Source organism: Cytobacillus kochii, assembly GCF_044790165.1.
GTDB lineage: Bacteria > Bacillota > Bacilli > Bacillales > Cytobacillaceae > Cytobacillus > Cytobacillus kochii.
In genome coordinates this window covers 3,783,285-3,804,215 of record NZ_CP085254.1, presented here as the reverse complement: position 1 = coordinate 3,804,215, position 20,931 = coordinate 3,783,285, and the positions used below count along the sequence as shown (strand labels likewise).

Sequence of the window (20,931 nt, the reverse complement as noted above, 5' to 3'; positions counted from 1 at the left end):
ATATACGTAGCTGTTGTGATTTTCATTTAAAAAAAATATAATGAAGTATTGTACACAGATTATTTTTAATGAAGAGCCTTTGTTTCATAAGGAGATTGATTAATGACTTCTAAACGAACGACAACATCGAGAATTGATTATACTTTAGTTCTTATTTTATTTTTATTGTTTTTAGTGAGCTGTATTTCTATATATAGTGCACAAACGACTGAACAATACGGTGAGAATTTTTTACTTAAACAAATTGTATGGTATGTAGTGGGAATAGGGATTATACTAGCAGTCATTACTTTAGATGCTGAGCAATTAAAGAAAATTTCTTGGTATGCTTACGGTTTTGGACTATTGCTACTTGGATTTCTTGTTGTCGCACCTGAAAGTATTGCTCCTGTAATTAATGGAGCTAAATCATGGATACGGTTGCCTGGTCTTGGACAAATACAGCCCGCTGAGTTAGTAAAGGTTTTTCTCATATTAGCTCTAGCCAGGGTCATCGATGACCATCATCAAAAGACACAATTAAAAACTGTGAAAACAGATTTTTTCCTATTATTTAAAATGCTAATTGTTACTGGCTTCCCTTTGTTGCTCATCATGCAACAACCAGATTTGGGGACTTCCTTGGTAATTTTAGCGATTTTGCTCGGAATGGTTTTTATCTCAGGTATCACTTGGAAAATACTCGCGCCTATTGTAAGTGTAGGTGTAACTTTAGTTGTTGGTATTTTTTATTTTGTATTGTGGCATCCAGAGTTGTTGGAAAAATATTTGGGCGTGAAGGAATACCAATTGGGGCGAATTTATTCTTGGATCGATCCTTATAATTATCAAAGTTCTACAGGTTTTCAACTAACGCGCTCCTTACTTGCCATCGGTTCTGGTGAGACAACAGGAAAGGGCTACGGCACAAGGGAAGTTTACTTACCAGAAAGTCACACAGACTTTATTTTTAGTATCATAGGAGAAGAGTTCGGTTTTATTGGGGCAAGTGTGGTTGTTAGTTTATTTTTCTTATTGATTTATCATTTAACTAAAATAGGCATCAGTACAAGAACGCCATTCTATACATATGTTTGTGTAGGGGTAATTAGTTTAATAACTTTCCATGTCTTTCAAAATATCGGAATGACAATTGGTGTTTTACCGATTACAGGAATCCCACTACCGTTCATTAGTTATGGAGGAAGCTCACTAATGGGTAATATGCTTGCCATGGGACTAATTTTTTCAATTGGCTTTCATAGTAAACGGTATATGTTTTCCAGATCTTCCTAAGAAAAAGAAACCCGAGAATTTAAAATTCTCGGGTTAATGCTGTTAGATAGATGCACCAGTATCCAGTATGATCACCTTCGGATCAACTTTAATATTTAAGTCAGGATATCCCTCTTTCCATTCTTTATAATCAAAATTCCTTATTTTTGTGCTATAAACCTTACCTAGTCCGATTGGGTCGGCATCATCTTCTTGAAAAGACTTAATAAGCGCTGAACATTCATTTTTTATTTTTTTATTGATAAAATTCGTTATCTCTTTTATTTTTTTATCATCGATATTATTTCCGGAATATTCTTTTATATTACCTTGGACTTTAATTTTGATAGTGATGTTTGTTGGATCTTTTTTATCTAATTTATATTTATGATTGGAATGTATACTTTTAATAGCCACTTTTTCACCATCCGGCAAGTCGATAGAGAAGTCACCTCTACTATAACGATCAACGAGTAATTTAAAATAAAATAATTTATCACTTGGGAGAATTTTATATGCAGCATGATCTTTAAATAATGATATGCCCGCTAGTTCGATTTCCTGTTCATTGATTTTTTTGATATGTGGTAAGAAGATATCCTTCCCTTCCTGATAAAAATCTCTCATAAATAAGGTTAAGTTCGTTTTAGGTAAATCTCCATAGTCAATATTATGTTCAATTAAGTCAGAAATAAAGGTTCCATTTCCTTGTGGGCCATATTCTCCTTTTAAAATTTCCTCCGTACTACTATCAGTAGTTGCGAAGTAGATTCGTTTGCCAATGGAAGCATCTCGTTGATAGGCGTCTACATAAACAGTTAATCCACGTTCGGCAATGGCAATATTATATAATGTAAGCCTTAAACCTCCGACTACAATTGGATTGGGTGATTGCCGGTTTGCTTTATACAGTGTCTCTCTCCTGAGATCACCGGTTGTTGTAACAGTTTTGTTCTCTACACTCATTTCTTTGTTGAATATTTCCATAAGAAAGGTTGTCTTTAACAAATGCTCATCACTCGTATCAGGGTCAAAGCCAGTTGCGACTGCAATATTGAGTTCATCTATTATTCTTTTCTGTACACATCCAGTTAGTATGAACAGGCAGCAAATGATACATAACCATTTTTTCATGTTTTCTTCACCTTCTTTATAATGAGGGATAAACAGTACAATAAGGGAATATAAACAAATACAAGAGCTACAGACACCAGTTCAACCACTTGATTAAACCTTTCAATATCTAAGCCTTTCTCTAAAAAAGTAACGATAATAACTGAGATGGCTGAAATCAGTATGGAACCTTTTCTTTGCTTTAATTTAGTGGCTCTTTTAAGTAACCTTGAAGCAATCCAAAGAGAGAGACATATATTCGGTAATAATATCAAACACCAATTGGCAACCCCAATATACTCAAATCGTTCAACAAATGGAAATTGCACCATTTGCCACATAGAGAGTGTAGCCCAAATCGTATTTTCTAATTGTTTTTCTGAGAAATAGGAAAAAGCGATAATCGCTAATATCGTATAAAAAATTGTTGTCGTGGCGACTCCGATATGGGCCCATTTTTTCGATTTCTGCGGTTGGTTAATAAAAGGGTAGATAAATAAAATCGCTTCAAATCCAACAGAAGTTAGTGACATATGATAAGAAGCTTGAAGTAATTCGGTGATTTTATGTTGCCAAATCGGTAATAAGTGGGTGAAGTCAGCGTACTTTAGAGTAAAGGTGAATGTAAATACTAAATAGGCTGGCAAAATGGTTCCAAAAAAACAAATACCCACAACTGTCCTAAGTCCACCGTAGACAATATATATTGATAGAAGTAAGAACAATACCGAAAACGCAAAATTATTTATATCTGGAAACATCCATATTTGAATAACTTCGATAAAATTCAATATAAAGGAAAGAAGGTAAGTGATATAAAATAAAACAAAGGCGAAGCTTGCCACTTTACTAATGAATCGCCCAAAAAGAAACTCATGAACGGTAATAATATCTCCATTAACCATTTCACATAATTTGTACATCATCCATAATACAATATGAATATAAACACCTAGAATGAGAATGGAAATCCATGCATCATATCCAGCATAGTCGGCAATAATTCTTTGATATCCTAGAATGCCAATGCCAATTTGCATAGAGATCATCACATAAAAAACGAGATAGGGAGATATTTTTAAGTTATTGGGAATCGTTTGGCTTTGCATATTCATCACCTCTACTAAGGCTAGGGTTATTCATCAATGTCTTTTGGGTTTTCAGCTTTCTTCTTATTGAATCGTTTTGGTTTTTGCGTTCTTAAAACATGTGGACGCCTGTACATTTTTTGTAAGGGTGCGCGAATAAGTGTATCCTTCATATCTGCTAATCTAAGTGGGTATATTGGCGCCAAAAAAGGTCTTCCTAGTGAGGTCAGGCGTAATAAGTGGGCAATGAGAATACAGAAACAAAAAAGAATTCCTAATACACCCCAAAATTGTGCAAACAGAAGAAAGGGAAAGCGTAAAACCCTAATTGTATTACCCATTTTATAAACAGGTGTTGTAAAGGAACCTAATGCACCTAATGCGACAAAGATTAACAGTACGTTACTAGTAAGACCGGCTTCAACAGATGCTGTACCAATAACGATACCACCTACGATACCAATGGTTTGGCCGACTTTAGTAGGGAGCCGTGCCCCCGCCTCACGCAATAATTCAATCGTCAGCTCAAGAAATAATGCTTCGAGAATAGGGGGGAGCGGAATGGTTCTTCTTGATGTTACTAATATCCCTAATAAGTCTGGCGGTATGAGCTCGTATTGATATGTCATAGCTGCAACGTAAATCGGTGTAACCAAAACTGAAAAGACAACAGCAAAAAATCGCACTAAGCGAAAAAATGTAGCGACAATCCAATTGAGAAAATAGTCTTCGAAAGCGCTAAAAAATTCAATTAACGTCGTGGGCGCTATTAACACATGTGGTGAACCATCAACGATTATGGCGATTTTTCCTTCAGCAAGAATAGCAGCTACTCGATCAGGCCTCTCGGTGTCTAGTAATTGTGGAAATAGGGAATTGGAATTATCACTTAATAATTCAACAATATTAGAGCTATCAGAAATCGTGTCAATCTCAATATTTTTTATACGTTGTTTCACAGTATCAACATTGTCTTTATTAGTAATTCCTTCTATATGTAAGACAGCTACTTTTGTTTTCGAAAGTTTACCAACAGTGTATTCTTGTGAAATTAATTCTTTGATAGGTAATCTCTTCCTAATCAAATTTAAGTTTTGACCAATAGCCTCAACAAACGCTTCCTTAGGTCCTATTACAGAAAACTCAATTTCAGGTTGACTGAGAGATCGAACAATTTCTTTCTGAGCGGCAATAAATCCAAAACGATTTTTATCAGAATCTAGTGTGACAAGTACATATCCATTTAATAACTTTTGTTCTATATCCCTTGGATTTTTTAAAATATGAATATCTGCAATGGGAACTATTCTATGCAAATCATCCAGTGATTCAAATTTTTTTGTTAAAAGTGCTGGTAAAGCACTTTCCTGGATAATTTGTTCATCTACTAAAGTCGCATAAAAATGAAAACCAAACCGTTCATTCGTTTTTTCATTAAAATAATAGGTAGACTGAAAATCAGTTGACAGCTTTAATAAAGATTTCCAATCATCATTTTTGATTTTTTTAAACTTATCCCATATGCTCAAAGGTATCACCGTCAATCAGAAGTATTAAATGCATCTAATCAATATTGTTACCAAATTTGGTTGTGTTATGAATGATGATTAAAAAATGGTAAAGGAGAGATACAAGTTGGCTCACGATTTGGATCAGAAGATAGAAGCGCTAGTGGAAAAATACACGGAATTGTTATTAGGAGAAAGTGACGAAACATTGCAAGAAGAAGTAAAATCCTGGATTATTTATTCATTTATTGCTAAACAGATGCCACCTTTAGTAAAACATTGGAATCAATTGTACCCTGAAGGAAAACAAGAAATGATGGAGCTAATTACAAAGATTAAAGATTTAAATGATAAACAGCGGCTTCAACAAAAGCCTGATGAATAAAAGGGATAAAAAATAAGAACAGATGATGACTGTCGGTCAACATCTGTTCTTATTTTATTCCTCACATATCTTAGCTATTGAATGTTACCGTTTGTTCCATATGGAAACTGTGTAGAGTATCCTTGGAATTGTTGGTAAGATTGTTGTAGACTTTGTTGATCTGCTGCATCAAGACTGTACCAACCTCTTTCAAACATGAGGTTATAAAGATGACGTTGTTCATTCTTTGTTTCAGTAAAAATACGCATAAAATCTTCATAAAGTGTTTGATTACTAACTTCATTTAAATAAATGCTATAAGAATCACTCATGTACTTTTCCATTGCAAGTAGGTCGTTTGTAAAATCACGATCATTCATTTGTGGTGTTTTAGCTATTTGTTTTTCAGGATTTTGTACTTTTTTTGAATTAGTCAACTGAGTTTCCTCCTTATTGCATATTATTAAACGGTTGTGTCGTATTTAGATGTTTCAAAATTTGCTCATAATGACGTTGATGCATTTGTCCACATTGTTCAAAAACAGTTTTTAAAGCAGGGTCTTGACATTGTCCCGCATAGAAATGAGCTTTTTTCATTGCTAATAAATTCCAAGAAAGCATATCATTAAAGTAAAGTGCATCTTTTGTTGATACCATAACTGGGGGTTGCTGCATGATTCCTTGTTGATTCGAGAAGTTTGTATTTTGTTGTTGCATCCCAATACCTCCATTTTGATGATTTTCTTCTAAAATAGTTTGTCAATTGCTGAAAAATTTATGCAGAAAGAAAAAAGTGAAAAAGAAATAAGAAATCTATAAGGAAAATGATTGATTAAATTTTGCAAATATTTTATTATTATAAGTATCAAAGGAATTTCCAAAATTTTTTACAGAAAAAATGAATGAGCATTCATTCAAAATCGAAGGAGGAAGAACAGTTGACCAAACAGATTAGAAAGGCTGCTGTTTTAGGCTCAGGTGTTATGGGCTCTGGAATAGCCGCGCATTTAGCAAATATTGGTATACCAACACTTTTATTAGATATTGTTCCTCGCGAATTAAGTAATGAAGAAGAAGTAAAGGGGATTACCCTTAAGGATAAACAGTTCAAAAATAAAATTGCCGAAAGTGGTAAGCAAAAACTATTAAAGCAAAAACCTGCACCGTTAACAGCAAAGAAAAATATTCATCTTATTGAGGCCGGTAACTTCAATGATGATATGGAGCGCTTGAAAGAAGTGGATTGGATCATTGAGGTGGTAGTAGAAAATCTCAGCGTGAAAAAAGACGTGTTTGCCCAAGTAGATAAATATCGACGTCCTGGAACAATTGTCAGTTCTAATACATCTGGTATTTCTATCGAAGCAATGGCTGAAGGACGTTCTGAAGACTTTAAGAAGCATTTCCTAGGCACTCATTTCTTCAATCCACCACGTTACTTAAAACTATTGGAAGTGATTCCAACTAAGGAAACATCGCCTGAGGTACTTTCTTTTATGCAAACTTTTGGTGAGGATGTTTTAGGAAAAGGTGTTGTTATCGCAAAGGATACGCCTAATTTTATTGCCAATAGAATCGGCACATACGGTCTCCTTGTAACAGTACAAGAAATGTTAAAGGGTGGGTTTACTGTTGGTGAAGTAGATTCAATTACGGGACCACTTATTGGTAGACCGAAAAGTGCGACTTTCCGTACATTGGACGTTGTTGGTTTAGATACGTTTGCCCATGTAGCTAAAAATGTCTATGACCAAGTAGAAGGTGAAGAAAAACAAGTATTCGATGTACCAGATTTTATTAATAAGATGTTAGACAAAGGCTGGTTAGGCAGTAAGACAGGACAAGGATTTTTCTTAAAACAGGGCAAAGAAATTTTAGAGTTAAATCCTAAAACCTTAGAATACGGTCCTCGTAAAAAGTTGAAAACGGCAGCGGTAGAAATAGCTAAACAACAAAAAGGGACAGCAAACAAAATGAAAGCGCTTGTATACGCAGATGATCGCGCTGGAGAATTATTATGGAAGGTGTTATCACCAGCATTAGTATATTCTGCGCAACTCCTAGGGGAAATTGCCGATGAAATTCAATCCATTGATGATGCAATGAAATGGGGATTTGGTTGGAATATGGGCCCATTTGAAACATGGGATGCTATTGGTTTGGAACAGTCAGTGAACAAAATGAAAGCAGAAGGATTAGACATTCCAGAATGGGTTGAGAAAATGATCGCTGATGGACATACACAGTTCTATAAGGAAGAGAACGCGACAACTTTTGTGTATGAAAATGGTGAGTATCAGCCGATTAAGTTAAACCCAAAAGTAATAAACTTAAAGCAATTAAAACAAAAACAAGGTGTCATTAAGAAAAATACTGGAGCAAGCTTAATCGACTTAGGCGATGGCGTCGCTATCTTAGAGTTCCATTCAAAGAGTAATGCGATTGGTTTAGACATTATTCAAATGATTAATTTCGCTATTGATGAAGTAGAGAAAAATTATAAAGGTCTTGTTATCTCCAATCAAGGAAAGAACTTCTGTGTCGGTGCCAATATCGGAATGATGTTAATGGAAGCCCAAGATGATAATTACTTCGAATTAGATATGGTGATCAAACAATTCCAAAATGCGATGACGAAAATCAAGTATAGTGCTAAACCAGTCGTAGTGGCTCCATTCGGTATGACACTTGGCGGGGGAGCGGAAGTAGCTTTAAGTGCATCACATGTTCAAGCATCTAGTGAAACTTACATGGGCTTGGTGGAAGCAGGAGTTGGATTAATTCCAGGCGGCGCAGGGAACAAGTCACTATATTTGAAACATTTAGCAAGCATGCCTAAAGGAGTTCAATTTGATCTACAGAACGTAGCCAATAAAGTCTTTGAAACAATTGCGATGGCAAAGGTATCTACATCAGGAGAAGAGGCGAGAGAAAATAACTTCTTGAATACTTCGGATGCAATTAGTGTAAATGGAGATCACCTCATTTATGATGCCAAACAAGCAGTATTAGCATTGGCAAATGCAGGTTACCTTCCACCAGCAAAAGTGAAATTCCCAGTTGTTGGTGAAACAGGGTATGCCGCATTACTTTTAGGTGCTAATTCTATGCATTTATCTGGTTATATTTCGGAACATGATTTAAAAATTGCCAAGGCACTGGCATATGTCATTGCTGGCGGCAAGGTGCCTTTTGGTACAGAAGTAGATGAGCAATATATGTTAGATCTTGAAAGAGAAGCATTTCTAAAACTTATTGCAGAGCCAAAATCTCAACAACGGATGCAACACATGCTCTTAAAGGGTAAACCACTCCGTAACTAATCATAGATTGCTAGAAAGAATAAAAGATACCGAGAGTAGAAGGAGAGGGAAAAAGCAATGAAAGAAGCTGTAATTGTTGCAGGTGCTAGAACACCTGTCGGTAAAGCAAAAAAAGGCTCACTTGCCACTGTTCGGCCAGATGATTTAGGTGCACTTGTTGTAAAAGAAACGTTGAAACGAGCTGGAAATTATGAAGGTAGTATTGATGATTTAATTATTGGTTGTGCCATGCCAGAAGCAGAGCAAGGTTTGAATATGGCCAGAAATATCGGTGCATTAGCTGGGCTTCCAGACTCGGTACCAGCAATCACAGTCAATCGCTATTGCTCATCAGGGTTGCAATCAATCGCTTATGGTGCCGAAAAAATCATGCTTGGTCACGCAGATACAGTGATCGCCGGTGGAGCTGAATCCATGAGTCTTGTACCTATGATGGGTCATGTTGTCCGTCCTAATTTAACTTTAGCCGAGACAGCTCCTGAATATTATATGAGTATGGGGCATACAGCAGAGCAAGTTGCTGGAAAATACGGCATTTCAAGAGAAGAGCAGGATGCATTTGCTGTACGTAGTCATCAAAAAGCAGCGAAAGCAATTAGTGAAGGTAAATTTGCTGATGAAATTACTCCGGTTGATGTCACACTCCGTCAAATTGGATCGGATAATAAAGTGAAAGAACACAACTTCCAGTTTTCACAAGATGAAGGTGTACGGAGTGATTCAACAGTTGCAACATTAGGGAAACTGAGACCAGCTTTTAATGTGAAAGGTTCAGTTACAGCGGGGAATTCATCACAAACAAGTGATGGTGCAGCAGCTGTAATGATTATGGACAGAGAGAAAGCAGATGCACAAGGATTGCAGCCTTTAGTGAAGTTTCGTTCTTTTGCTGTCGGAGGCGTGCCGCCAGAGGTTATGGGGATTGGGCCAATTGTAGCAATTCCTAAAGCTTTAAAACTAGCGGGGTTAGAGCTATCAGATGTCGGATTATTCGAACTAAATGAAGCTTTTGCTTCTCAATCCATTCAAGTCATTAGAGAATTAGGGTTGGATGAAGAAAAAGTGAATGTTAACGGGGGAGCTATTGCTTTAGGGCATCCACTGGGGTGTACCGGAGCTAAGCTAACACTATCATTAATTCATGAAATGAAGCGTAGAAACGAGCAATTTGGTGTTGTAACGATGTGCATTGGTGGCGGAATGGGTGCCGCAGGTGTGTTTGAACTTCTTTAAAACGACTAAGTTCGATTTTTAAACCAATAGTGTTATAGAGTGGAAGACACTCGACTCCTGCGGTTAATAGATCAAAGAAATCTGAGCCCTGAAAAAAGTGAGTGTCTGATGCGCAATGAACCGAAGTGAAAATTTTATTTAATTACCTTTGAAAAACAAAGTTAACGAAAACTGCAAAAAGCATAAAGAATGAAGATGGAGGATGATGAACGTGTCAAATCAAACTGAAAAATTTATTAAAGGTGGAAGCTTTTTAATTGAAGATATTTCTTATGAAAATATGTACACACCAGAGGATTTTAGCGAAGAGCAAATCATGATTGCGAAGACGACAGAAGATTATGTGACAAATGAAGTGGTACCTCAAGTGGATTATTTAGAACAACATGAATTCGATCGCTCTGTAAAACTATTGAAAAAAGCTGGTGACCTAGGCTTACTTGGTACAGATGTGCCAGAGGAATACGGTGGACTCGGTTTAGATAAGGTAAGTTCAGCACTTATCGCTGAAAAAATGTCACGTGTCGGTGGTTTCTCTATCTCACACGGTGCCCATGTAGGTATTGGTTCTCTTCCAATTGTATTGTTCGGAAATGAAGAGCAAAAGCAAAAATACTTACCGGTGCTTGCGACAGGTGAAAAATTAGCTGCTTATGCACTAACAGAACCAAGTTCAGGATCTGATGCATTAGGAGCAAAAACAACTGCTAAATTAAACGCAGAAGGCACACATTATGTATTAAATGGGGAAAAACAATGGATTACGAATGCTGGGTTTGCCGATGTGTTCGTTGTTTATGCCAAAATAAACGGTGACCAATTCACAGCTTTTATTGTTGAAAGAGAATATCCGGGTGTATCAACAGGTGCTGAAGAAAAGAAAATGGGTATTAAGAGCTCTTCTACAAGAACACTTATTTTAGAAGATGCACAAGTACCAGTTGAAAATGTACTAGGTGAAATTGGTCGTGGTCATGTCATTGCCTTTAACATTTTAAATATTGGTCGTTACAAACTTGGTGTAGGTGCAGTGGGTGGTTCTAAGCATGCCTTTAAATTAGGGGTAGCTTACGCTAACCAACGTCAACAATTCAGTACGCCTATTTCTTCTTTTAATTTAACGAAGGAAAAATTCGGAACAATGGCAAGTAAAATTTATGCAGCTGAAAGCTCCGTTTACCGTACAGTGGGTCTATTTGATGACAGAATGAGTCAACTGAGTGATGAAGAAGTCAAAGACGGTAAAGAAGTAGCGAAGTCTATTGCTGAATATGCAATAGAATGCTCACTTAATAAGTTTTTCTCTACCGAAGTTTTAGATTATGTAGTTGATGAGGCAGTTCAATTACATGGTGGTTATGGCTTTATGGCAGAATATGAAGTAGAAAGAGCTTACCGTGATTCTAGAATCAACCGAATCTTTGAAGGAACAAACGAAATCAACCGTCTTTTAGTACCAGGAACGTATGTTAGAAAAGCAATGAAAGGTGAGCTGCCTTTATTCGAAAAAGCAATGGCACTTCAAGAGGAATTGATGATGATGATGCCAGAAGAGCCAGGTACTGAAGCATTAGAGCAAGAGAAATACCTTGTAAAGAACGCTAAGAAAATCGCCTTACTTGCAGCAGGTTTATGTGCACAAAAATACGGAAAAGCTTTGGATAAAGAGCAAGAAGTTCTTGTAAATATTGCTGATCTTGTTTCTTACGCCTATTCTATGGAATCTACTGTTCTTCGTACTGAAAAAGCCATAGTAAAAGACGGAGTAGCAAAAGCGGAACAAAAGCTATTGTACACACAAATTTTCTGCCAAGAAGCATTTAATCAAATTGAGTTAATTGCGAAAGAAACTTTAGTAGGTGTGGAAGAAGGCGATACATTACGAATGATGCTTTCAGCACTTAAGAAGTTTACGAGACATACTCCAACAAATGTAATTGCGAAAAAACGTCAAGCGGCTGAGAAAATTATTGAAGCTGAAAGATTCGTAGTATAATATTTATCTTTAATGAATAGAAGGAAAGTAACCTGTTTACTTCCTCCATTTGCGAAGTTTATAACTTGAGGCTCAAGAACGAATGTGGGCCTCTTTGTTTTGTTTTTAATATGATAATAATTACAATTCTTCGTTATGAAAATAAAAAGAAATATGTTATGCTAATGAAACGATAGTATTCATGAATATAGGTATGATAAAATAGGTGGTGAAAACATGGCACTTACTTTCTATTGGTACCCTAAATGTGGTACTTGCCGAAAAGCGAAAAAATGGCTAGATGAACATGAAATAGCCTATGATGCGATACATATAGTGGAAAATCCCCCATCCCGCAAGGAAATAGAAGATTTTTACAAAAAGAGCGGGTTAGAGCTGAAAAAGTTTTTCAACACAAGCGGTCAAAAGTATCGTGAGTTAGGATTAAAAGACCGAGTGAAAACGGCCTCAGAGTCGGAACTGTTGGATTTATTAGCATCGGATGGAATGTTAATTAAACGTCCATTAACAACAGACGGTACGAAAGTAACAGTCGGATTTAAAGAGCTAGAATTTGAACAAAATTGGCTGTAAATGGTGGATGCGCTTTATACGTTTTAAACGATCGTTTATTCGGTCATTAAAATAAACAATTTCCTAAATTAATGGAGGTATGAAACATGAGCACACCTAAAGAATTACGTTATTCAGAAGAACACGAGTGGGTAAAAACAGAAGGAGATAAAGTTCGTATTGGTATTACATACTTTGCTCAATCAGAACTTGGAGATATCGTATTTGTTGAGCTTCCAGAAGTAGGAGATGAAGTAACTGCTGATGAACCGTTTGGTAGCGTAGAATCTGTTAAAACAGTTTCTGAGTTATATGCACCAATTAGTGGTAAAATCGTTGAGATTAACGAAGAAGTTAGCGATAGTCCAGAATTTGTGAATGAATCTCCTTACGAGAAAGCATGGATGATCGTTGTTGAGCCATCCGATGCAAGTGAAATTGACAAGCTAATGACAGCTGAACAATATGAAGAAATGACAAAAGAAGATTAATTGCAGTTAAATAAAGAAGGTCAAATCATTAAATGGTTTGACCTTTTTCTAAATTTCTATATAGACATACCAGCTAAGTGCTGAAAAGTTTTCAAATGTAAAAAGGCTTACTATTATAAAATATATAAATGATATATATTAGGTGATGAGCATGCATATAGAACATGGCAATAAAGTGATTATTGTTGAAGGTAAATCTGACAAACGAAAAGTGAAAGGACTAATCAGAGAACCTGTAGAGATCTTATGTACAAATGGAACGATTGGCACTTCGAAGTTGGATGAATTAATTGATTATTTAATTGGGAAGGAAGTCTATATATTAGTCGATGCTGACGCATCAGGAGAAAAACTTCGTAAACAATTTAAGAGAGAGTTACCAGAGGCAGAGCATATCTATATTGATAAAATGTATCGTGAAGTCGAGGCGGCACCCGCGTATCATTTAGCTACAGCCTTAATAAGCGCAAATATAGATATATATACCGAGTATTTAGATAAAGGGTGATAACATGATTGACTGGTCAAACAATGACTTAAATGATTTGATCGCAAGGAAGCAATCCGGCTTATTTTATTTATTCACTCCTATGTGTGGGACATGTCAAGTTGCCGGGAAAATGCTAACAATTACTGAGCAACTGTTGCAGAACCTTCCTATAGGAAAAGCCGACCTGAATTTTTTGCCAGCAGTAGCCGAAAAGTATGAAATTGAAAGTGTACCGTGTTTACTTGTGTTTAAAAAAGGAGAGTTAGTTGATAAGCTTTATGCTTTCCATTCCGTACCTTATTTACTTGAGCAAATTCAATCATATGAATTACAGTTTCAATTTTAAAACCACTTATTGTTTAGGAATAAGTGGTTTTCTTATGCTTTCAATCAAGGGGTTTTGCGCAAATATTTAAATACACCTTTCACTCATTCTATGCAGATGAACCGATGGGCTGTATCTTTTTTCTGTCGATAAGTCTAGCTTTTGACATATTTCTCGGGAAATAGGTGTGAACATTGTTGGAAATAAAATGTTCTGTCGGTTAAAGTCGATAGTTAGGAGAAGGAAATCATTTCTTGGAACAGAATTATAGAATATAAGACGGGGCAGGAGGTGGTTTCAATAGAGAAACTCATTTATCATTTCAATCAATCTTTAAGAGTAAATGATCATATTTTAATGATGTTAAAGGAACCTATAAGGATACGAGTAGAATTAGAACAAAATCTATTGTATTTGACATTAGACCGTAAAAGGCTGTTAATTAAACATGCTCGCCCATTGAAAAATTATCATATAAACATTCAAACTACTGCTGACCACTTTCATTCTTTGCTTCAAGGGCGTACAAGTCTAAAGAAACAAGTGGATGAAAAGCATATCATCCTTAAATCGACTTTTAGACAATTATTGAAATTAGATGCCATTTTCCTGTTAAATCAAAATTAATCAAAAATATATCAAATGTACTAAAAAAAGATTGACTTCCCAAAAAAAGGTTGTTATTCTATCCTTAGAATAATTAGAAAATTAAATATTCTTATCGAGAGTGGTGGAGGGACTGGCCCTATGAAACCCGGCAACCGGTTGTTTGATACACGGTGCTAATTCCAGCAGAGCATAAAAGCTCTGATAGATAAGAAGAGATGATAAACCCTCTTCTTTGTGAAGAGGGTTTTTGGTCGTCTTTTCTTTCCAATTTAAAAAAGAGGAGAGATGTAAAATGGCAGAAAAAGAAAAGCAACTTCGTTTTGAAACAATTGGTGTTCATGGTGGGCTAAAACCTGATCCAGTAACAGGGGCAAGAGCAGTCCCAATCTATCAAAATAATGCTTATCAATTCCAAAATACAGAGCATGCGCAAGACTTATTTGGCTTAAAAGAAACAGGATATATTTATTCTCGTATTCATAATCCAACGGTTACTGTGTTTGAGGAAAGAGTTGCATTGTTAGAAGGGGGAACAGGCGCATTAGCATTAGCAAGCGGGCAAGCAGCCATTTACTTAGCACTTCTTAATATTGTTCAAGCGGGTGATGAAATTGTAGCTGCCTCTAATTTATATGGAGGTACATATAATTTATTTACAGTCACTTTACCAAAGTACGGCATCAACGTTAGGCTTATCGATATGAATAATGAAGAGGAACTACGAGCAGCAATCAATGAAAAGACACGAGCTGTATTTGCCGAAACCATTGGTAACCCGAGTTTACAAGTACTAGATATTGAAACGGTTTCTAATATCGCCCATGAACATGGTGTGCCGTTAGTGGTTGATAACACATTTGCAACTCCTTATCTATGTCGGCCGATTGAGCATGGCGCAGATATTGTTGTTCATTCTGCTACGAAATGGTTACTGGGGAATGGGACGACAATGGGGGGAATCATTGTTGACGGTGGTAAATTTGATTGGAATTCAGAGAAGTATCCAGGATTAAGTCAGCCGGATACAAGCTATAACGATTTAGTATATAGTGAGGCACTTGGCCCTGTAGCATATATTACTAAGGCGAGAGTGCAGCTTCTAAGGGATTTAGGTCCAGCACTAAGTGCACAAAGCGCCTTCCAATTCACTTTAGGTTTAGAAACGTTAACGGTTCGAATGAAAGAACATATTGCTAATACGAAAAAAATTGTGCAATATTTGAATAATCACCCTGCTGTTAATTGGGTACTTTATCCGGGCGATGACAACCATCCTAATAAAGAATTAGCAGACAAATATTTATCTAAAGGTGCAGGGGCAGTTGTCGTTTTTGGCATATCTGGTGGGCGCAAAGCAGGTGCGAAGGTTATTAATTCGGTTGAGCTGTTCGCACATGTAGCGAATGTAGGTGATGCAAAAAGTCTTATTATACATCCAGCAAGCACAACGCATCAACAACTTAATCAAGATGGGTTAAAACAAGCAGGTGTACCTGAAGACTTAATCCGATTATCAATTGGAATTGAAAATGTAGAAGATTTGATCGATGATCTTGAATCTGCTATTGAAGCGGCAACCGGTATTGCTTCATTAAATATAAGGGCCTAACAACTATTATTTTCAGATTTGACACCTACTTCAATGACATGATACTATTACACAGGTACACAAAAAAATTCAATATATTCATAGTTTGCTCTTATTTAGAGAGGTGGAGGGAAGTGCCCTTTGAAGCCCGGCAACCGTCATTTAATTGAAATGGTGCCAATTCACTCAAAGCATTAGCTTTGAAAGATGAGAGAAAGGAATTTTCATAACAAGCCTTTCTGCTCATAAGCAGGAAGGCTTTTTTTAAAAACAATGGATATGCTATAAATGTGTTGGTTTTTCTGGATTGAAGAGGTGAAGTATAAGATGATTTCAATAAAAGATGTAAAAAAGATTTTCTCAACGAAAAACGGGAAAGTAAATGCAGTAGACAATGTTAACCTCGAAATTAACGAGGGTGAAATATTCGGTGTAATCGGATACAGTGGTGCAGGTAAAAGTACATTGATTCGTATGTTAAATGGACTTGAAATCCCGACTGAAGGCGTTGTATCTGTAGCTGGGAATGAAGTTTCTCGCATAAAAGGTGCTAGCTTAAGAAAGGCTAGACAAGAAATAAGCATGATTTTTCAACATTTTAATTTATTATGGTCTCGAACAGTTCGAGAAAACATTGCGTTTCCATTAGAAATTGCTGGTGTACCTAAGAAAGCGCGACTAGAGAGAGTTAATGAATTAATTAAATTGGTCGGACTAGATGGTCGAGAGGATGCCTATCCTTCGCAATTAAGCGGTGGACAAAAACAGCGAGTAGGTATTGCTCGAGCACTTGCCAATAATCCTAAAGTACTGTTATGTGATGAGGCGACAAGTGCTCTAGATCCGCAAACAACTGATAGTATTCTCGACTTACTTGTTGATATTAATGAACGTTTAGGGTTAACTATTGTGTTAATTACGCATGAAATGCATGTCATTCGCAAGATTTGCCACCGTGTGGCTGTCATGGAAGGTGGAAGAATTGTTGAAATTGGCGAAGTGCTAGATGTGTTCCAAAAGCCAAAAGAACCTATTACGAAGCGTTTTGTTCAACAAGTGACCGAACCGGAAGAAACGAAGGAAACGATTACACATTTACTGAGTGCTTATCCAAATGGCCAAATTGTTCAACTTGGATTTGTAGGTGGTTCAGCGGAACAACCATTAATCACAAACTTAATTCGTCACTACAATGTAACAGTGAATGTATTACAAGGAAAGATATCCCAAACACAAAGTGGCTCTTACGGTACCTTATTTATTCATATAGATGGAGAGTCGGATGAGGTTACCCGCGCGATTGAATATATTCATTCGCAGAAGGTTGGCGTGGAGGTGATTTCCCATGCTTAATGAATGGCTACCAAATGTGGATTGGGAAAGAATGTGGGAAGCAACAAAAGAAACTTTATATATGACAAGTATTTCTGTTATAGCCACGTTTATTTTAGGAATTATTCTTGGATTACTTTTGTTCTTAACTTCTAAAGGGAATATATGGCAAAATCAGCTAGTTAATAAAATTATTGCGGCATTTGTTAATGTCTTTCGATCCATTCCGTTCTTAATCTTGATTGTGTTACTAATCCCTTTCACAAAAATGATTTTAGGGACAATGATTGGAGAAAATGCAGCATTGCCAGCACTCATTATTGGTGCAGCACCTTTCTATGCAAGAATGGTGGAAATTGGCTTACGTGAGATTGATAAAGGTGTCATTGAAGCCTCTAAATCGATGGGTGCAAAAACAAGTACAATTATATGGAAGGTACTCATTCCTGAATCTATGCCAGCGCTTGTTTCGGGTATTACCGTTACAGCGATTGCGCTAGTCGGATATACGGCGATGGCAGGTGTCATAGGTGCAGGAGGATTAGGGAATCTTGCCTACTTAGAAGGTTTCCAAAGAAGTAGATATGACGTTGTATGGATTGCAACGATTATTATCTTAATTATCGTGTTTATCATTCAAATGATTGGTGATTTGATTACTTCCAAACTAGACAAACGATAGGAGAGCTAAAAAATGAAAAAATGGTTATCTGTTTTAATGATTGCAGCTGTTGCATTATTTATTGCTGCTTGTGGATCTTCAGATGAAGGTAGCGAAGGATCTGATGAAGGAACAAAAACATTAAAAATTGGGGCATCTAATGTACCGCATGCTGAAATCCTAAATGAAGCAAAACCTTTATTAGAAGAAAAAGGAATTGAATTGGATATCACAACCTTCCAAGATTATATTGTACCGAACCAAGCGTTAGAGGGTGGCGATATTGATGCGAACTATTTCCAACATATCCCTTATTTAGAATCTCAAATGGCTGAAAATGATTATGATTTTGTTAATGCTGGTGGTGTTCATATCGAGCCGATTGGTGTTTATTCACAAGAATATGATAGCTTAGATGATCTTCCAGAAGGAGCAACAATTATTATGAGTAGCTCTGTACCTGACCACGGTCGTATTTTGACAATGTTAGAAAAGGAAGGTTTGATTACACTAAAAGCTGATGTCGATAAAACGACAGCGACAATTGATGATATTGAGGAAAATACGAAAAATATAAAGTTTGATACAGAGTATGAAGCAGCACTTCTTCCACAAATATATAATAATGGAGAAGGTGACGCAGTTCTAATTAACTCTAACTATGCGATTGATGCTGGCTTAAATCCAGTGGAAGATGCAATTGCACTTGAAGAAAGTGATTCTCCATATGTGAATGTAATCGCAGTTAGAGCTGGGGATGAAGACAAAGAAGAAATTAAAGCACTACTAGAAGTATTACACTCTGAAGAAATCCAAAGTTTCATTGAAGAACAATATGAAGGTGCAGTTGTACCTGTTACTGAATAATAGAAATTTATTAAAGAAGTCTACTTAGTTGTAGGCTTCTTTTTTTGGTAAGGCGATGTATAGGGACTAACTAGTACAATTGATGCAAATAAAGGTAGATTAGACGGCTTTTAGAGAATCCCTAAATTCGATTTGATAGAAACAAGTAGTGAGGGAAATTCGTATTATTAAGAAAGAAAATAATAAATCAAGTTAAAACGCTTTTCCCCCATGATCGGGTTTCCGCGTTCATTAAGGTTAAGGATACGAAAAATTGCTAATAAAAGCGGCTTGCGCGTGCATCGAGAGAGAAAAAACCAAAGATAGCAGAACAAAGTCTATTTGCACGTGCATCCAGAGAGAAAATCCAAAGATAGCAGAACAAAATCGCTTTGCTCGTATATCGGAAGTAAAAATACCAACCAGCTTAATAAAAAACAGATAATAATTCTCTGTATATTGCTTAATCTTACAAAGGTGGCCTTAACTGTTGATTAGAGGTATTTTGCACAGACAAAATAGTCATTTCTAACTTGTGTATGAGTAAAGATGAATATTTGTAAGTAATGACCCATGAATTTATGAATAAAAGAGGTGGATAAAACCAATCGCGATAAATTCAGTAAAAAAGCGTATTTTCATGTTTTATCGTGTTTGAATGGGGTAAGTTTATAGTGTAGTATTTTTATTGTAATCATTATAACGCTTTAAACGGCGAAAATTTGAAAGGATTGATTCATTATTAGTCAGCTACAGCTGAATTACACAAGCGAAATGGAAAAGGCCATGCACGGAGCATACGGTGTAGGTTATGAAACGTATTGCCAAAGACAAGATGTAAGGATGCGCGTAGAAAAACAGCGTGAAAAAGATTACTTAAAGAGTCAAAGAATTGTTGCCGATATCGAACGTAAAGCACATGCTTAAATAAAGAGTAGAGCTGTCAGATAGACGGCTCTTTTTGTATACAATAAATGAACATGTGATTTCATTACGCCAATGTTAAAGAAGCGTGAAACTATTTATTATGTAAAAAGCTGGCTTCTTTTTTTCATATAATTGCTTATGAACAAGATGATTATGATGATTTTAATTTGGACATAAATGCAAGTAGAAACGAACTTAACAATAAGTCATATATAAATAGAAGAAAAATGAGTTATTTTCGCTAAATTTAGTGTAGAATAATGGATGGTGATAGGTTTACAACATATACATAGTGGAAATATCGTCTAATATGTGCAAAGAGTTGATATCACATTTAATTTGTTATAAGATTGTAATGAGAATAAAGTGAGAATTAAACTAGAAATGAGATTTGACTTAACAGGGCAAATCTTTTTTATTACGGAGGTATAAACATGGCATCTACATTAACAATTAAAGACCTTCATGTTGAAATTGAAGGAAAAGAGATTTTAAAGGGTGTTAACCTTGAGATAAAGGGTGGAGAAATCCACGCAATTATGGGTCCTAACGGAACAGGTAAATCAACATTATCTTCCGCAATTATGGGACATCCGAAATATGAAGTAACAAAAGGAAGTATTATTTTAGATGGTGAAGATGTACTTGAAATGGAAGTAGATGAGCGCGCGCGCGCAGGTCTATTCCTAGCAATGCAGTACCCAAGTGAAATCAGTGGCGTAACAAATGCAGATTTTTTACGTTCCGCAATTAATAGCCGTCGAGAAGAAGGCGAAGAGATTTCTCTAATGAAATTCATTCGTAAAATGGATAAAAACATGGAGTATCTTGAAATGGATACAGATATGGCCCAACGTTACTTAAACGAAGGCTTCTCTGGTGGGGAGAAAAAACGTAATGAAATCCTACAGATGATGATGATTGAGCCTAAAATTGCGATTCTTGATGAAATTGATTCTGGATTAGATATCGATGCATTGAAAGTCGTTTCTAAAGGGATTAACGAAATGCGCGGTGAGGAGTTTGGTTGCTTAATTATTACTCACTACCAACGTCTATTAAACTACATCACGCCAGATCACGTGCATGTAATGATGCAAGGTCGTGTCGTTAAGTCTGGTGGACCAGAATTAGCACAAAGACTAGAAGCTGAAGGTTATGACTGGATTAAAAAAGAATTAGGTATTGAAGACGAATCAGTTGAGCAAGAAGCGTAAGAGTTAGGAGGATC

The 20,931-nt window shown here is 36.2% G+C and carries 21 protein-coding genes and 2 riboswitches; of the genes, 16 read left to right on the top strand and 5 right to left on the bottom strand.

Annotated elements, in window-relative coordinates:
- Positions 1-102: 102 nt before the first annotated feature.
- Positions 103-1,275 carry a rod shape-determining protein RodA gene (rodA, locus tag LG276_RS19410; protein WP_095371977.1) on the top strand — a complete coding sequence of 391 codons (1,173 nt, stop codon included), beginning with the start codon at positions 103-105 and terminating at the stop codon, positions 1,273-1,275.
- Positions 1,276-1,317: 42 nt separating this feature from the next.
- Here rodA and LG276_RS19405 read toward each other — a convergent pair whose 3' ends face one another.
- Genes LG276_RS19405 through LG276_RS19395 form a run of 3 tightly spaced genes read right to left on the bottom strand, consistent with a single transcriptional unit; the run spans position 1,318 to position 4,984 of the window.
- Positions 1,318-2,388, bottom strand: coding sequence for a Ger(x)C family spore germination protein (locus LG276_RS19405; protein ID WP_404292552.1), 1,071 nt, complete (start codon positions 2,386-2,388; stop codon positions 1,318-1,320).
- On the bottom strand, positions 2,385-3,476 hold the full coding sequence (locus tag LG276_RS19400; protein WP_404292550.1) for a GerAB/ArcD/ProY family transporter: 1,092 nt from the start codon (positions 3,474-3,476) through the stop codon (positions 2,385-2,387). The genes LG276_RS19405 and LG276_RS19400 overlap by 4 nt, the downstream gene beginning before the upstream one ends.
- A gap of 26 nt (positions 3,477-3,502) precedes the next feature.
- A complete protein-coding gene (locus LG276_RS19395) occupies positions 3,503-4,984 on the bottom strand; it encodes a spore germination protein (RefSeq protein ID WP_404292548.1) in 1,482 nt (493 codons plus the stop codon).
- A 106-nt stretch (positions 4,985-5,090) separates the two neighbouring features.
- Between LG276_RS19395 and LG276_RS19390 the strand changes: the two genes are divergently transcribed.
- Positions 5,091-5,348 carry a DUF2573 family protein gene (locus LG276_RS19390; RefSeq protein ID WP_404292546.1) on the top strand — a complete coding sequence of 86 codons (258 nt, stop codon included), beginning with the start codon at positions 5,091-5,093 and terminating at the stop codon, positions 5,346-5,348.
- 74 nt (positions 5,349-5,422) lie between these two features.
- Here the strand turns inward: LG276_RS19390 and LG276_RS19385 are convergent, their stop codons facing one another.
- Both LG276_RS19385 and LG276_RS19380 read right to left on the bottom strand, forming a co-directional pair.
- Positions 5,423-5,707, bottom strand: a complete 285-nt coding sequence (locus tag LG276_RS19385; protein ID WP_224938121.1) for a spore coat protein — start codon at positions 5,705-5,707, stop codon at positions 5,423-5,425.
- Between the two features lie 70 nt (positions 5,708-5,777).
- Positions 5,778-6,044 carry a hypothetical protein gene (locus tag LG276_RS19380; protein ID WP_289434505.1) on the bottom strand — a complete coding sequence of 89 codons (267 nt, stop codon included), beginning with the start codon at positions 6,042-6,044 and terminating at the stop codon, positions 5,778-5,780.
- Between the two features lie 221 nt (positions 6,045-6,265).
- Here LG276_RS19380 and LG276_RS19375 point away from each other — a divergent pair, with 221 nt between their 5' ends.
- From LG276_RS19375 to sufC, 14 genes are all read left to right on the top strand, one after another.
- Positions 6,266-8,650 (top strand): 3-hydroxyacyl-CoA dehydrogenase NAD-binding domain-containing protein, encoded by a 2,385-nt coding sequence (locus LG276_RS19375; RefSeq protein ID WP_404292544.1) that lies wholly within the window; start codon positions 6,266-6,268, stop codon positions 8,648-8,650.
- 57 nt (positions 8,651-8,707) lie between these two features.
- Positions 8,708-9,883 carry an acetyl-CoA C-acetyltransferase gene (locus LG276_RS19370; RefSeq protein ID WP_224938099.1) on the top strand — a complete coding sequence of 392 codons (1,176 nt, stop codon included), beginning with the start codon at positions 8,708-8,710 and terminating at the stop codon, positions 9,881-9,883.
- A gap of 211 nt (positions 9,884-10,094) precedes the next feature.
- The gene (locus tag LG276_RS19365) at positions 10,095-11,879 is read left to right on the top strand and encodes an acyl-CoA dehydrogenase family protein (RefSeq protein WP_224938098.1); all 1,785 of its coding nucleotides are present in this window, start codon (positions 10,095-10,097) and stop codon (positions 11,877-11,879) included.
- Positions 11,880-12,095: 216 nt separating this feature from the next.
- Complete coding sequence (locus tag LG276_RS19360; protein ID WP_224938097.1) at positions 12,096-12,452, top strand: arsenate reductase family protein; 357 nt, start codon at positions 12,096-12,098, stop codon at positions 12,450-12,452.
- 86 nt (positions 12,453-12,538) lie between these two features.
- Positions 12,539-12,922, top strand: a complete 384-nt coding sequence (gene gcvH, locus LG276_RS19355; RefSeq protein WP_404292542.1) for a glycine cleavage system protein GcvH — start codon at positions 12,539-12,541, stop codon at positions 12,920-12,922.
- Positions 12,923-13,067: 145 nt separating this feature from the next.
- On the top strand, positions 13,068-13,430 hold the full coding sequence (locus LG276_RS19350) for a toprim domain-containing protein (RefSeq protein WP_373370966.1): 363 nt from the start codon (positions 13,068-13,070) through the stop codon (positions 13,428-13,430).
- A gap of 4 nt (positions 13,431-13,434) precedes the next feature.
- Positions 13,435-13,758 (top strand): thioredoxin family protein, encoded by a 324-nt coding sequence (locus LG276_RS19345; protein WP_404292540.1) that lies wholly within the window; start codon positions 13,435-13,437, stop codon positions 13,756-13,758.
- 270 nt (positions 13,759-14,028) lie between these two features.
- Entirely contained in the window at positions 14,029-14,364 is a 336-nt protein-coding gene (locus LG276_RS19340) for a hypothetical protein (protein ID WP_251163584.1), read from the top strand.
- A gap of 88 nt (positions 14,365-14,452) precedes the next feature.
- Positions 14,453-14,558: riboswitch (SAM riboswitch) on the top strand.
- Positions 14,559-14,638: 80 nt separating this feature from the next.
- Positions 14,639-15,955, top strand: coding sequence for an O-acetylhomoserine aminocarboxypropyltransferase/cysteine synthase family protein (locus tag LG276_RS19335; protein ID WP_404292538.1), 1,317 nt, complete (start codon positions 14,639-14,641; stop codon positions 15,953-15,955).
- 88 nt (positions 15,956-16,043) lie between these two features.
- Positions 16,044-16,148, top strand: a riboswitch (SAM riboswitch).
- Between the two features lie 113 nt (positions 16,149-16,261).
- Entirely contained in the window at positions 16,262-17,287 is a 1,026-nt protein-coding gene (locus LG276_RS19330; protein WP_095371991.1) for a methionine ABC transporter ATP-binding protein, read from the top strand.
- The gene (locus tag LG276_RS19325; protein WP_095371992.1) at positions 17,280-17,948 is read left to right on the top strand and encodes a methionine ABC transporter permease; all 669 of its coding nucleotides are present in this window, start codon (positions 17,280-17,282) and stop codon (positions 17,946-17,948) included. The genes LG276_RS19330 and LG276_RS19325 overlap by 8 nt, the downstream gene beginning before the upstream one ends.
- A 12-nt stretch (positions 17,949-17,960) precedes the next feature.
- Positions 17,961-18,794, top strand: a complete 834-nt coding sequence (locus LG276_RS19320) for a MetQ/NlpA family ABC transporter substrate-binding protein (protein WP_224938093.1) — start codon at positions 17,961-17,963, stop codon at positions 18,792-18,794.
- A gap of 753 nt (positions 18,795-19,547) precedes the next feature.
- Entirely contained in the window at positions 19,548-19,700 is a 153-nt protein-coding gene (locus LG276_RS19315; protein ID WP_157733903.1) for a hypothetical protein, read from the top strand.
- Positions 19,701-20,134: 434 nt separating this feature from the next.
- On the top strand, positions 20,135-20,917 hold the full coding sequence (gene sufC / locus LG276_RS19310) for a Fe-S cluster assembly ATPase SufC (protein WP_095371994.1): 783 nt from the start codon (positions 20,135-20,137) through the stop codon (positions 20,915-20,917).
- The last annotated feature ends 14 nt before the right edge of the window (positions 20,918-20,931 follow it).